The sequence below is a fragment of the Pontibacter silvestris genome (assembly GCF_020907275.1).
In the GTDB taxonomy this organism is placed as follows: domain Bacteria; phylum Bacteroidota; class Bacteroidia; order Cytophagales; family Hymenobacteraceae; genus Pontibacter; species Pontibacter silvestris.
The window spans coordinates 1-12,899 of the sequence record NZ_JAJJWI010000029.1; the positions used below are offsets into that span (position 1 = coordinate 1).

The 12,899-nt window shown below is 42.4% G+C and carries 13 protein-coding genes; 5 read left to right on the forward strand and 8 right to left on the reverse strand.

Features of this window, described 5'->3' with window-relative positions; genetic code table 11:
• Positions 1-252: 252 nt before the first annotated feature.
• Positions 253-816: an SMC-Scp complex subunit ScpB gene (scpB, locus tag LN995_RS18910; RefSeq protein ID WP_229962654.1), complete on the reverse strand. Its 564-nt coding sequence runs from the start codon at positions 814-816 to the stop codon at positions 253-255.
• Between the two features lie 12 nt (positions 817-828).
• Positions 829-1,218, reverse strand: coding sequence for a TraR/DksA family transcriptional regulator (locus LN995_RS18915; protein ID WP_229962655.1), 390 nt, complete (start codon positions 1,216-1,218; stop codon positions 829-831).
• A gap of 572 nt (positions 1,219-1,790) precedes the next feature.
• Between LN995_RS18915 and LN995_RS18920 the strand changes: the two genes are divergently transcribed.
• The gene (locus tag LN995_RS18920) at positions 1,791-2,396 is read left to right on the forward strand and encodes a DUF3575 domain-containing protein (protein WP_229962656.1); all 606 of its coding nucleotides are present in this window, start codon (positions 1,791-1,793) and stop codon (positions 2,394-2,396) included.
• Between the two features lie 277 nt (positions 2,397-2,673).
• Here LN995_RS18920 and ribH read toward each other — a convergent pair whose 3' ends face one another.
• From ribH to pdhA, 3 genes are all read right to left on the reverse strand, one after another.
• Positions 2,674-3,150 (reverse strand): 6,7-dimethyl-8-ribityllumazine synthase, encoded by a 477-nt coding sequence (gene ribH / locus LN995_RS18925; RefSeq protein ID WP_229962657.1) that lies wholly within the window; start codon positions 3,148-3,150, stop codon positions 2,674-2,676.
• A 105-nt stretch (positions 3,151-3,255) separates the two neighbouring features.
• Entirely contained in the window at positions 3,256-3,969 is a 714-nt protein-coding gene (locus LN995_RS18930) for a tetratricopeptide repeat protein (protein WP_229962658.1), read from the reverse strand.
• A 129-nt stretch (positions 3,970-4,098) separates the two neighbouring features.
• On the reverse strand, positions 4,099-5,142 hold the full coding sequence (pdhA, locus tag LN995_RS18935; protein ID WP_229962659.1) for a pyruvate dehydrogenase (acetyl-transferring) E1 component subunit alpha: 1,044 nt from the start codon (positions 5,140-5,142) through the stop codon (positions 4,099-4,101).
• A gap of 131 nt (positions 5,143-5,273) precedes the next feature.
• Here pdhA and recF point away from each other — a divergent pair, with 131 nt between their 5' ends.
• The 3 genes from recF to LN995_RS18950 all read left to right on the forward strand — a co-directional run bounded on the left by recF (position 5,274) and on the right by LN995_RS18950 (position 7,471).
• On the forward strand, positions 5,274-6,383 hold the full coding sequence (gene recF / locus LN995_RS18940; protein ID WP_229962660.1) for a DNA replication/repair protein RecF: 1,110 nt from the start codon (positions 5,274-5,276) through the stop codon (positions 6,381-6,383).
• 143 nt (positions 6,384-6,526) lie between these two features.
• A complete protein-coding gene (locus tag LN995_RS18945; protein WP_229962661.1) occupies positions 6,527-6,850 on the forward strand; it encodes a DUF721 domain-containing protein in 324 nt (107 codons plus the stop codon).
• Between the two features lie 63 nt (positions 6,851-6,913).
• Entirely contained in the window at positions 6,914-7,471 is a 558-nt protein-coding gene (locus LN995_RS18950) for an acyl-CoA thioesterase (protein ID WP_229962662.1), read from the forward strand.
• A 76-nt stretch (positions 7,472-7,547) separates the two neighbouring features.
• Here the strand turns inward: LN995_RS18950 and LN995_RS18955 are convergent, their stop codons facing one another.
• Positions 7,548-10,055, reverse strand: coding sequence for a S9 family peptidase (locus LN995_RS18955; protein WP_229962663.1), 2,508 nt, complete (start codon positions 10,053-10,055; stop codon positions 7,548-7,550).
• Positions 10,056-10,224: 169 nt separating this feature from the next.
• Here LN995_RS18955 and LN995_RS18960 point away from each other — a divergent pair, with 169 nt between their 5' ends.
• Positions 10,225-11,610: a M28 family metallopeptidase gene (locus tag LN995_RS18960; RefSeq protein WP_229962664.1), complete on the forward strand. Its 1,386-nt coding sequence runs from the start codon at positions 10,225-10,227 to the stop codon at positions 11,608-11,610.
• Positions 11,611-11,676: 66 nt separating this feature from the next.
• On the opposite strand, the gene LN995_RS18965 is transcribed toward LN995_RS18960, so the two are convergent.
• Together LN995_RS18965 and LN995_RS18970 are read right to left on the reverse strand one after the other, a co-directional pair.
• Positions 11,677-11,943 (reverse strand): hypothetical protein, encoded by a 267-nt coding sequence (locus tag LN995_RS18965; RefSeq protein ID WP_229962665.1) that lies wholly within the window; start codon positions 11,941-11,943, stop codon positions 11,677-11,679.
• A 125-nt stretch (positions 11,944-12,068) separates the two neighbouring features.
• Positions 12,069-12,788: a head GIN domain-containing protein gene (locus LN995_RS18970; protein WP_229962666.1), complete on the reverse strand. Its 720-nt coding sequence runs from the start codon at positions 12,786-12,788 to the stop codon at positions 12,069-12,071.
• Between the last annotated feature and the right edge of the window lie 111 nt (positions 12,789-12,899).

The window sequence follows — 12,899 nt, forward strand, 5'->3', positions numbered from 1 at the left end:
GGCGCTCTCCGCCTTCTCTTCCTTCGCCGCTTTCGTACTTATCTCTTCTGTTAAAGATTTTTTTGCCTTCGTTATTATCCGGTCTGCCGAAATGACTTCTTTCAGCACCTCTTCTGCCTGCGCCAGCGTTACCGCGGGCAGGTCTTTCATTTTCTCTTGCCATTGTGTATTAATTAATGATGCAGTATCGCTACTGTACCTCTGTGTGCAGTATTAACTAAGTAATACTAATGTATAGTTCAATTGTAGTTATTAATCGGCTACTTCACCTATGATATTTTCTTCAGTGGCAAAGTCTTTTAGCTGCGGAAGGTCTTTGATGTGGTTAATACCGAAGTAGTCCATAAACTTTTGAGACGTACCGTATAAAACAGGTCTTCCTATGGTTTCGGCTTTACCTTTTATTTCGATGAGTTCTTTTTCCAGTAATCGCTGCACAGCATAATCGCACCCTACGCCACGGATCTGCTCCATGCCAGACCTGGTAATAGGCTGTTTATAAGCTATAATTGCCAGCGTCTCCAATGCAGACGCTGATAATCTTTTCTTTGATTTCTGTTTCAGGTATAAACTAACGGTATCCTGGTACTCGGGCTTAGAGAGAAACTGATAGCCACCGCCTATCGCATAAATCTGAAAAGCGAAGCCCGTACTATTCAGTTGCTCATTGATACTCTCAACAGCTTCCAGCACGTCACTTACCAGAACCTCCTCTATCCCCAGCGATTCCTGTAAACAACGCTGAATCTCCTCAATACTGATTGGCGACTGGGCACAAAAAACCAGTGCCTGAATGTGGTTTTGCAGAATACTCAAAATGTAAATGTACTAGTCGTTACGTTGTAATTTAGCTTCAATGCTATGCTGTGTGTGCGGCACGGCACGTAGTCTTTCTTTCGGGATTAACTTACCCGTTACAATACAAACGCCATAGGTGCCATTTTTAATACGTATAAGTGCATTTTCTAACTGCTGGATAAACTTCATCTGGCGTGAAGCCAATTGATTCAAGCTTTCTTTTTCAGCTGTATCTGCACCATCTTCCAATACTTTTGTTGGAGAAGCCGTATTATCAGTACCTGAATCGTTGCGTCGGCTCAGCGTTTCTTTGATGAAAGCTACTTCCTTTCGCGCATTGATCAGTTTTTCACTGATAATCTTCTCAAACTCTGCTAAATCCTCTCTGGAATAACGCTGTGTTTCTTCGTTTGTGTTCATTCTATCAAATTAGAACTATAAAATATTTTAACCTTTCTGGGGTGTATCCAACCTTATGCAAAGGCTACTACATTTGCGCCCTTAACATTGGTTAAACATTTTTAGTTTAGTTAGTGCAGGTATCCATCTTATTTACTTAAGGTTACCTCTTTATGCTAAAATAGTATTTAAGCTTAAATTCGTGCAAAAATAGTAGTTATATCTTTAGTTTACTATCTGTTGCTGCTAATTTAACAATTTTTTCTTATGCCAATTTTCCTTCTACCGCAGTAGCCTCTTTTGTGGCTTAGAGCAAGTACCTTTATTAACTAAACTTAACCGTATAAAGCTTTGGCACAGGCAATTAAACCTTTAAAAGCTTGTAGTAAAGTTCTGCTTAAACTAACAACAAGCCAACACATTTCTTTGAACAAGCAAAAGATTATCTGATTTCTTAAAAGAGTTTAACAAAGCTTTTATAAGTTATGACTGAAGCCGACAAGCGACTGACATTTAAAATATGGAACGGATGTTGTTATCATCTTTGCACAACCATTCATTTCCTCTTAATAAAGCACTTTTAAGACTTAAACATGAAGAGACATATTCTATTATCATTGGCTGCTCTAGTCCTTTTACTAATAACATCTACTTCGGCTTTTGCGCAGAGGCCGGCCCCAAGAAATACTGTAGCACCTAAACGTACTGTAGCCAAAGTTAATGTACTTAGCCCCTTTACCCTAACTGGCTCAGGCTTTGTAGAGCATGCTTTTAGCTCTCGGGTAAGTGCGCAGCTAGGTGCGTTTGTAACAGGTGTTACTATATCAGATGTCAAATTTAAAGGCCACGGCTTTACTCCCGAAGTTCGTTATTATTTATCAGAAAGTAAAATAGCACCCGCTGGCCCTTACCTCGCAGGTTATGCCAGAATACAGGACTTTAAATTAACTGTAGATGATAACGATGCTAATAAACAGTATAGTGCTTCTTATGCACCAGTTGGTGGAGGCTTAGCTGTAGGAAACCAATGGATTTTTAACAGTGGTTTAGCACTTGATATATTTTTTGGAGCCGGCTACAACAGCGGAAGCTTAAAAGTAAATACAGGCACTGAAGATGATTTTGACTTGGACTTCCTTAATATTCTGGGTAGCGGCTTCCGAATCAGACCAGGTCTAACTATCGGGTATAACTTTTAACTCTTTAGAGAAAGCCCTACTCCTATTGCGTATAAAGGTGTAGCAGCTGTGCTTTGATATTCTCTTCTTAGCTTTAAACCACTAGAGGCGGCTCTTGGTTAGAACCGCCTCTAGTGGTTTACTCCTTTCCTGCCAATAACCCTTTCCTTTACTATAAAAGTTATTGGGAACAGATAGCATAAGTACACAAGTCCTTTAACCGGCTCCTTCGCTACTAACAGGCCTTGCTCCGCCGCCTTTCCTTCCTGAAAAAAAGAGTAAAATAAAGCCGTTATGTTTAGAAAGCCAGCATACTTATAGCTGCCGCAGCTGCCTCTACTCCTTTGTTGCCGTGTTTGCCACCGGCTCTGTCTAAGGCTTGCTCTAAGTTATTGGTAGTTACTAAACCAAAAGATACTGGCTTATTATATTTTAAAGCTACTGTGGTAAGTCCGTTAGCTACGGCATTGTTAATATAGTCATCGTGCTTTGTATCACCTTTTATAACCACACCAATACAAATTACCGCGTCTATTTCTGGCTGCTGTGCCAGAAATTGTGCCCCTAATGTTAATTCGAAACTTCCGGGAACGGTATTACGAAATATGTTTTCTTTTTTAGCACCATGCTTCAGCAGCGTCTCAATGGCTCCGTCAGACAACACATCTGTAATATCGCTGTGCCATTCAGCCACTACAATACCAAACTTTTTCTCTGAGATATCTGCAAAATTTTCCTTCTTATATTCGTTCAGGTTTTTCAGTGCTGTCGCCATTCGTTTCTACGTTAGCTTTTATAGTTTAAGATTGGTTTAAAAACAGAAGCGCTTCTGCCTGCAAGACAAAAGCGCTCTTATTCCAGGCAAAAGCCTTTGTATTAATTAGTTATTTCCACCATCCAGCATTTCGGCACGGGCTTTATACTTTTTAGCATCTGTTATTTCTGCAGAAGCAGCATAATCATTTATGATTTGATTATAGACTTCAACTGCTGCCGCATAATTATTACCAGACTCATAAGCGATACCTGCTTTCATCAGGTACTGCGGAGAGAAGAACTGGTTCTCATTATGGTTAGCCGCTTTTTTGTACATATCAGCAGCCTCATCGTTTTTACCCTGCTCCAGTAACGCATCGCCTGTCAGGCTATAAGCGCGTGCCTGCATCAGGTAGTCATCAGACTCAAAATCTTCTAACTGCTCTGCAGCTTCTGCATAGTTACCTTCTTTTAACAAAGCTACTCCGGCATAGAAACTAGCTAAGTTACCAGCATCAGTACCACTGTACTCATCAGCAATTGCTAACAAACCATCATACTGGCCATCGCCATTCAATGCTTTGTTTAACGAGTCAGCTTCAAAGTAATATACCGCTTGGTACATTGCCTCCTGCGCTTCCTGGTTACGGGAGCTTCGGTAATTATAGTACAAGAAACCAGCTACAATAAGAGCGGCAACCGCAGCAAATATACCCAGTAACACCGTTCTGTTTCTCTTCACAAAATCCTCAGAACCTGCAAAGCGATCTGCCAACGCATCAGGACTTTCTACCAGCTCCTCGATTTCGCTATGCTTCTTAACTCTTTCGTTTGCCATTAACTTTGAAAAATAATCTTTTAAAAAGGTATAAAAAGGAATTAAAATGCCAAATATACTTCCCCTTATGATACTAAACCACAGGAAACTAGCTTTTAATTCCTTTTTCTATAAAATTGTTTGAAAGAATTAGTCCATTATGTATGGATAGTCCTTCTCTGCATAAATATCAGTGTATAACTCGCTTGGGTCAGGGTATGGAGACTCCTCAGCAAATTTAACAGACTCAGCTACAACTTGCTTCGCTTTATCATCAATTTCATCCAACTCTTCCTCTGTCGCCCATTTGTTTAACAGAATGGTAGCTTTAACAGCCTCTATTGTATCACGGCCTTTATATTCTTCCAGCTCCTCTTTAGTTCTGTACTTGGCAGGGTCAGACATAGAGTGGCCTTTGTAGCGATATGTTCTGAACTCTAACAATGAAGGACCTTCACCGGCACGTGCACGTTCTGCAGCTCTGGCTACGGCTTCATGCACATTCTCTACTGACATAGCCTCTACCGGCTCAGAAGGAATATCATAAGCAAGGCCAAGCTTATAAAGTTCTGTTACGTTTGAAGTACGGGTTACAGAAGTACCCATTGCGTAACCATTGTTTTCAATAACAAAGATTACTGGCAGCTTCCATGTCATGGCCATGTTCAGAGCCTCGTGGAAAGCACCCTGGCGCACCGCACCGTCTCCCATATAACAGATACACACGTTACCTGTGTTGTTATACTTTTCAGCAAAAGCAATACCTGCACCAAGCGGCACCTGAGCACCTACGATACCGTGCCCACCTATGAAATTAACTTCTTTATCGAACATGTGCATAGAACCACCTTTACCTTTAGAGCAACCAGTAGCTTTAGCAAACATTTCAGCCATAATCGCGTTAGGGCTTGTACCTAGTGCTAATGGGTGTGCGTGGTCACGGTAAGCAGTAATCCACTTATCGTCTTTAGTAAGTGCAGTAGCTGCTCCTGCCACACAAGCTTCCTGCCCAATGTAAAGGTGGCAGAAACCTTTAATCTTCTGCTGGCCATATAACTGGCCAGTTTTTTCTTCAAAGCGGCGAATGAGTTTCATTCTCTCAAACCACCACATGTAAGTCTCTTTTGAAAATTTTGGATCAGCCTGTACCTTTGCTTTCGCTGGTTTTGCTTTTTCTTCTTTCGTATCAGCCATGGGTATATTTCTATTCGTTATATAATATCCGTTTGTACGCTTTAGGAAAATTTTAAACTAAAAAGTGGACTAAAAGCCTGTAACGGGTTCAGCTTGCGAAAATAAGGAAAAAGATATCAAAGTAGAAATTAATGCTCCTCGAAAATCTCAGTTTAATGTTTTTCAAGAATTATGACGAAGCTGCTATTAGTTTCTCACCGCATATCAATTGCTTTGTTGGCGACAACGGAAGCGGCAAAACCAACCTGCTGGATGCCATACATTACCTTTCTATGACCAAGAGCGCCTTTAACAGCTCCGATGTGCAAAACATAAAACAAGGCGAAGATTTTTTTATGCTGAAAGGGCGTTTTGAGATAGCAGGAGAAAAGCATGTTGTGCAATGTAACTTAAAGCAGGGCCAGAAAAAAACAGTTACACATAATAAAGTTATCTACGAAAAGATAAGTGACCATATTGGCAGGTTTCCGGTAGTGCTTATTTCGCCTTACGACACAGACCTGATCAGGGAGGGCAGCGAAGAGCGCCGCAAATACTTCGACAGCCTTATGTCGCAGCTTAACCACCCTTACCTGGAGCAGCTTATACAGTATAATTATGTGCTGAAACAACGGAACTCTCTGCTCAAGCAATTTGCCGAACGCAACTACTTCGACAGAGACTATCTAGCTATTTTAAATGAGCAACTGATTCCCTTTGCTGAGCAATTGGCACAGGAACGGCAGGTTTTCTTAGCTGAGTTTGTCCCGATCTTCCAGAAACACTATCGCCACATTTCCGACAGCAGCGAAGAGGTTTCCCTTACTTACAAAAGCCAGTTACCAGGAGCAGATTATGCGAAACAACTGCAACAGGCAGAACGGAAAGACCTGGCACTGCAGCGTACCACTGTTGGCCCGCATAAAGATGACTTTGTTTTTCTGATGGATGAAAACCCGGTGAAGAACTTCGGTTCACAGGGGCAGCAGAAAAGTTATGCCATTGCTTTAAAACTGGCTCATTTTGAGGTTATGGCTGCGCGACATCAGTACAAACCCCTGCTCCTACTCGACGATATTTTTGATCGCCTGGATGAGAAACGCATTACAAAACTGATGCAAATGGTAGCAGCCCATACTTTCGGCCAGATATTTCTGACAGATACGCACCTGGAGCGCACCGACAAAATACTTGAAGGCCTTTCTGAGAGTATTCACAGGTTTGGCGTACACAACGGAACAGTGAAAGTTATTAAAGAGTAACTTTCACTGTTCTTTCTAAAAAAAGCCTCTTTCTATTTACCTTCGTTCTAGGCAGAAGAAATATAGTTCTTAGTCTTCCGTGCTGTAAACTTTTGAAACTATATCTTTACTCATTCAAATTTAGTTATTCAAAACTCCACCCCGTGCGCTACTACAAGAAGAAAGAAGAGATTGACAAGCGTAAAGCCGACACACAACCCATAGGCGAAAGCATAAAAGCTTTACTGCAGGCTTACCGCTTAGATGGCAAGTTAAGCGAGATTAATCTTGTGCAGAGTTGGGAAAAGATAATGGGGAAGCCCATTGCCATGAAAACAAAGGAATTGTATTTCAGAGATCACAAGCTGTTTGTGCGACTTACTTCTGCCCCGCTTAAGCATGAACTGAATATGTCTAAATCTAAAGTAATAGAATTACTGAACAGAGAGAGTGGTGCCGATGTAGTGAAGGATGTTATTTTCTTGTAAAGCTTTATTCTTTGCTACTTTTTAGTTAGTATTAGAATATATTTTTTCACAGATAAGCTACGTATGACTGCACCCGAGTACCGCCCTGTTTCCCATTCCCGTACTACACTTACAGAACTGATGATTCCGAGTTATGCCAACTTTGGAGGTAAAATTCATGGTGGTATCCTGCTTTCATTAATGGACAAAGTAGCTTATGCCTGTGCTGCCAAGCACGCAGGCAACTATTGTGTAACAGTAACTGTTGATGGCGTTAACTTTCTGCAGCCTGTGGAGGTAGGCGACCTGGTATCGCTATTGGCAGCCGTAAACTATGTAGGCAATACTTCTCTAATGGTTGGTATAAAGGTGATTTCTGAAAATGTTAAATCAGGGTTCGTGAAGCATACCAACACCTCTTATTTTACCATGGTAGCCAAAGGCGAAGATGATAAGCCTGCTCAGGTTCCGGGGCTGGTACTAGAAACGCATGACGATGCACGGCGTTTTCTAGAGGCTATCAAACGCCGTGAACTCTCCCGGCGTTACCAAACTGAATTTGCAGAGGCAAAGAGTATACTTACTGTAGAGGAAGAACTGTACTTGCTACAGGGTGAGCGCTGTAAGGTTGCTTATAAATAAGAGCCTTTCAGAATAAGAATAAAAAAGCCGCAGCCAATATATTTAGCTGCGGCTTTCGCTTTTAACATATCTTTACTTATAGTTCCGGGCTAGCAACTTTGCCAGAGCTGATTTTTTTACCTCCTGTGTGTGGCACTTCCCTGTTAATCTCCAAAATATCTACCGGTTGAGAATAGTCTCCTAGTAAATGCTTCGTGAAATAGTCGCCCATCAGCCAGAAAAAATATTCTGTCATGTCTCCAAAACCGTGGCGCTGGCCCGGCATCAGCATAAAGTCGAAGCGTTTGTTGGCTTTTATAAGCGCATCAGCCATACGGATAGTATTGGCAGGGTGCACGTTGTTGTCTACGTCGCCGGTTACCAATAGCAAGTGGCCTTTCAGATTCTTTGCCAGGTCGGGGTTCTTATCAATGGCGTATTGGAAAGTAGTATCGCCTTTAGCTGAAACAACTTCTTTTACTCCATGATGCTTTTCGCTCCACCAACGGTTATAAATGTTGTTCTCATGGTTACCTGCCCCTGAAACAGCTACTTTATAAAAATCAGGGTACACCAACATGGCTGCAGTAGACATAAATCCGCCGCCAGAGTGCCCGGTAATACCCACGCGATGTATATCTATAAATGAGTAACGATCTGCTAACTGCTCAATAGCGGCTTTCTTGTCTGCCAAACCGTAGTCACGCAGGTTGCCGTAGCCGTAGGTGTGATACCACTTGGAGCGGGCCGGGTGCCCTCCTCTGTTTCCAACTGTAACGACTATAAAACCTAATTGTGCCAGCCTGTCTATGCGGTCCATTTTGTACCCGAAAGCTTTGTTAACAGCTTCTGTTTGCGGCCCCGGATATACGTACTCTATAATTGGATAAGTCTTGGTAGAATCAAAGTTGAAAGGTTTGTACATTACGCCATAAAGGTCGGTAATGCCATCATCTGCCTTCACTTTGAAAGGCTCCGGAAATTTATAACCCGTAGTCATCAAACGCGAAAGGTCAGCTTTTTCCAGCTCCATTACTTTGCGGCCTTTGCTGTTGTACAATACCGATGCAGGCACAGAGTTAACCGTAGAAGCAGTGTTCACAAAATAAGTATTCGCATCGTTCATGCTAACACTATTGTCGAAATTGCCACTATTCAGCAAGGTAAGCCCGCTGCCATCAAAGTTTACCCGGTACAGGTGCATCAGGTAAGGATCTTCGTCGGCTTCACGGCCATTGGCAATAAAGTAAAGCACACGGCTCTTTTCATCTATGCCTACAATTTCTTCACAATGGAAAGGACCCGAAGTAATTCTGTTCTTCAGGTTACCGGCACCGTCGTACAGGTAAAAGTGCCCCCAGCCATCACGCTCAGACCAGTGAATTAGTTCTTTGCCTCCATTCACTAGACCGGCTCTGTTTACCTCTACATAAGTGTTGAATTCCTCTTTAATAAGAGGCGTTACGGCTCCCGACTTAACATCAAGCTGGCAGACATCCACCTTTTTCAGGTCGCGGCTAGTGCGTGTAAAATAGAATATATCGTTTGTGCCTAACCACAAATCAGGTTTATCCTCATCATCACGGTTTTTCTTTAGCTCCGGTGCCGACCAAAGCGACAACTCCTGATCTTTGTAAGCAGAAGTGCTTATTTTGTTAGATGTTTTCGCAGCAAAATCAAAAACAAACAGTTCTCTAATAGGCGCTTCCTTTTCGCCGGGCATCTGATACTTGTAAGTTTCAAGCTCTGGCCGCCCTTTGGCTGTGTTATGTATTACCCAAAGGTCTTTTACTTTACGCTCATCCGACCGAATCATGGCAAAGTATTTTGAATCAGGAGACCATAAAATGCGGGCAGGTTTACGCTTATCTTTATTCTTTTCGCGCTCTACGTTGGTTTCCCCTCTCGAGTCGCCGTAGTGATAGTTCTCAACGCCGTCTTTTGTTAGCTGATGTTCTACAATAGTAGAGTCTTTCTCGTCTTTCAAAGCCTTTTCATAATTGGCTTTATCCATCCAGTACAGGTTGTACTGCTTTGCAAAAACCACAACAGCACCATCAGGTGAAACAGAGGCCCACTTTGCTTTTTCTTTTAGCTTTTCGTGATCTTTCAGCTCTTCCAGCCTTTCTGTAGCTAGGTTATACCGAAAAAAGAACGTTTTCTTCTGAAGCGAATCAGCATCGGTTTTGTCTTTCCTGTCTTTCTTTACTTCGTCAACAGAACTTATTATTTCGAACAGGATACTCTTTTCATCATCCGTAAATTTCAGGTTCTTGATAGGCAGGTGTTGCGCGTCAAAAGGATCTTTTACAACCATGGTAACCTCTGAAGCAAGTTTGGCATTATCAAACATAACTTTTTTAGATTTCGAGGCAGGGTCTACAATGTACCACTTCTTACCATCGCTGGTTTCATACTCATACCAAAAGCGGTCAGAGTACTTTAGCCAATGCGGGTCCACTGCGGTAGTAAAAACCAATTTTTCCAGTTTATCAGGTGAGAAGCGGGAGGCTAGCTGGTAGTTACCTTTTCCAGGAGAACCTGACTGTGCCTTTGACCCAAAACATATTAACAATAATGCAATAAATAAAGAAAGCTTTTTCATTAAGGTGATTTGTAGCAATAAAATTTTACTAAAGTAAAAAGGATGGCCAACATTTAAAAATACTACTGTGAGTTACATCCAGGCAGGAGCAGGTGGCACAAAGAATTTCTTTTTTCAAAGATTTCTTCTTTATCTTTAGAGATTGATCAATTATTCACCTAATATAATTATGCTTCACAACAAACTATTTACCCGGCTACTGGCTTTGTTTCTGCTGGCAGGCTTATACTTTTCTACAGGCATTACCTCTACCAAAGCGCAGGAAGCAGTACCGCAGGACGACGAGATAAAGAAAATGGTAAATGAGATATCTGCTAAAAACCTGGAAGAACTGGTGCGTAAGATGGTTTCTTTTGGTACACGCCACACTCTTAGTACTACCACCAGCAAAAAAGAAGGTATCGGTGCTGCCCGCGAATGGGTAAAATCAGAATTTGAAAAATATGCCAAAGCATCGGGTGGCCGCATGACCGTAGAAATGGACCGCTATACTGTAAAGGCTGATGGTCGCAGAATACCGCAGGATGTGGAGATGGCAAACGTGATGGCCATCCTGAAAGGAACAGACGCTGACGATGACCGTGTAATAATAGTTGGTGGCCATTTAGACTCCCGCGCTACTGATGTGATGGATGCGAAAGGCAAAGCCCCAGGTGCTAACGACGACGCTTCCGGTGTGGCAATGGTGATGGAAATGGCCCGTATTATGGCTTCCCACCAGTTTCCGGCTACCTTAGTGTTTGTTGCTTTTCAGGGCGAAGAACAAGGCTTATATGGCTCAAAGCATTTAGCAGAGCGTGCCAAGGAAGAAGGCTGGAACTTAGTGGCTATGCAGAACAACGATATTGTAGGCAACTCCTACTCTGCAGAAACAGGCCTGCACGACAACACACGTGTACGCCTGTTTAGTGAAGCTACTCCCAGCAACGAAACAGAAGAGCAGGCACGTTTACGCAGAACACTGGGGTCTGAAAACGACAGCCCAAGCCGTAACCTTGCCCGCTATATGAAAATGGTTGGCGAGAAATATGTAGACCAGATTGAAGTAATATTAGGATATCGTGCTGATCGCTTTTTGCGTGGCGGCGACCACACACCGTTTAACCAACAAGGTTATGCTGCTGTGCGTATGAGTGAAATGAATGAAGAGTTTGACCATCAGCACCAAAACGTAAGAGTAGAAGAAGGTAAGCAATATGGTGACCTGATAGAGTTTATGGACTTCGAGTACCTGCGAAAAAACACAGGTGTTAACCTTGCCAGCATGGCCAGCTTAGGGTGGGCGCCTTATGCTCCGGAAAAAGTAGGTGTGATCACTTCTAACCTTACCAATAAAACAGACCTGAAATGGGAGACTCCAAGCAAAGGACAAAAGCCAGCAGGATATGTAGTACTAATGCGTGAAACCAGCAGCCCTATTTGGGAAAAGAAGTTCTTGGTAAAAGGCACTGAAGCAACTGTACCTTACTCAAAAGACAATTACTTCTTTGCTGTGCAGGCTGTAGATGCCGAAGGCCATGCCAGCTTACCAGTACTTCCTACTCCGGTAAGGTAGTAGGTTTTCCTTTAAAACAAAAGGGGCCGACGCTGTATGCGTCGGCCCCTTTTGTTTTAAGCTTATTTAATCTCTGCTTACTAATTTGTTAAAATTGCCATTAGGGTCATGCAGCAAAGCAAGTTTGCTATGGTCAAACTCTTCAAAGAACTCGTCCCAGCTAACTTCTTCAAAGCTGCCATTGCTATCGCTTTTTTCAGGAAAATGGATGCGCAATACACCTTCTCCGCTACCGTCGCTTTCTGTCCCTTTTATAATGCTGGGTACCCCTCCATGTTGCTCAGCCCACTCCTGGATTTCCTTATGATTGGTTGTTTTTTTAGCTTCACTCATAGTTTTGTAGATTTATTTAAACCAATGTCTGTGGTTTAGCTATACGGCCAGTAGCTGCAAAAGATAACTCAGGCATACCAAACACCTTAACAGGCTACTCTTTTTGAAGTAAAGTGCATGTGTTTTTATAATTTTGATACTCTGGCTGCTGCCGATGTTGCAGCAGTAATACTTGGAGTACCTTTGTAATATACAACAGAAGCTCCGGAAGCATTTATGTCCAATGCTTCTTTCGCAAATAGCTTTACCTTGCTCGCGCCACTTGCCTCTACTCTTACTATGCCAGCCTCCAGATCAGCAGCCTCCACTTTAGATGCACCAGACATGTCTAAAATTACCTTGTCTGCTTTGCCTGTTAATTCCAGTTTGCTGGCACCACTCATATCTGCCTTTAGTTCTTTTGTATCTAAGGCCAGTTTCACAGAAGACCCGCCACTCATATCAAGGCTTAAGCCTGAGGCTTTAAAAGTAGACACACCTTCTACTTTTACGCCTCCGCTAATGTCTATGCTGTTTAGTTCCTGAACAGTTACATAAGCTTTCATAGCTCTTGATGAATAAAGGCTGTTTTTATTATAGATGTGTAATACTCCATCTTTAACTTCTGTTGCAATGTTATTCAGTAGGTTTTCCTCGGCCTCCAGCTTAACACTCTCTTTGTTACCCTGCGTTAACTCCACAATAAAGCCACCGCTTACATCAATACCTTTGAACCCTGACACATTTCTGGTCTGAGACCGTGTGTTACCATTGCCCCTAAGCTGCTGAGCCAGAGCGGGGGTACTGGCTGATAGCATCAATGCAAAAAGAAAGATAACAATAGCGTAAGATTTAGCAATTTTCATAGTTCGTTATTTTTAAGTTTATTTTGATTTTACTGATCATGCTCCCGCTGAATGCGCTGGAACCATTTTTTAACTAACAGATGCAGGAAAAACAGAAAGGTTGCTCTGGTG

Bases quoted from the DNA above. Each gene is read 5' to 3' on its own strand.
- LN995_RS18915 (WP_229962655.1), bottom strand. From the start codon at position 1,218: ATGAACACAAACGAAGAAACACAGCGTTATTCCAGAGAGGATTTAGCA.
- LN995_RS18920 (WP_229962656.1), top strand. From the start codon at position 1,791: ATGAAGAGACATATTCTATTATCATTGGCTGCTCTAGTCCTTTTACTA.
- ribH (WP_229962657.1), bottom strand. From the start codon at position 3,150: ATGGCGACAGCACTGAAAAACCTGAACGAATATAAGAAGGAAAATTTT.
- LN995_RS18930 (WP_229962658.1), bottom strand. From the start codon at position 3,969: ATGGCAAACGAAAGAGTTAAGAAGCATAGCGAAATCGAGGAGCTGGTA.
- pdhA (WP_229962659.1), bottom strand. From the start codon at position 5,142: ATGGCTGATACGAAAGAAGAAAAAGCAAAACCAGCGAAAGCAAAGGTA.
- recF (WP_229962660.1), top strand. From the start codon at position 5,274: ATGCTCCTCGAAAATCTCAGTTTAATGTTTTTCAAGAATTATGACGAA.
- LN995_RS18950 (WP_229962662.1), top strand. From the start codon at position 6,914: ATGACTGCACCCGAGTACCGCCCTGTTTCCCATTCCCGTACTACACTT.
- LN995_RS18955 (WP_229962663.1), bottom strand. From the start codon at position 10,055: ATGAAAAAGCTTTCTTTATTTATTGCATTATTGTTAATATGTTTTGGG.
- LN995_RS18960 (WP_229962664.1), top strand. From the start codon at position 10,225: ATGCTTCACAACAAACTATTTACCCGGCTACTGGCTTTGTTTCTGCTG.
- LN995_RS18965 (WP_229962665.1), bottom strand. From the start codon at position 11,943: ATGAGTGAAGCTAAAAAAACAACCAATCATAAGGAAATCCAGGAGTGG.
- LN995_RS18970 (WP_229962666.1), bottom strand. From the start codon at position 12,788: ATGAAAATTGCTAAATCTTACGCTATTGTTATCTTTCTTTTTGCATTG.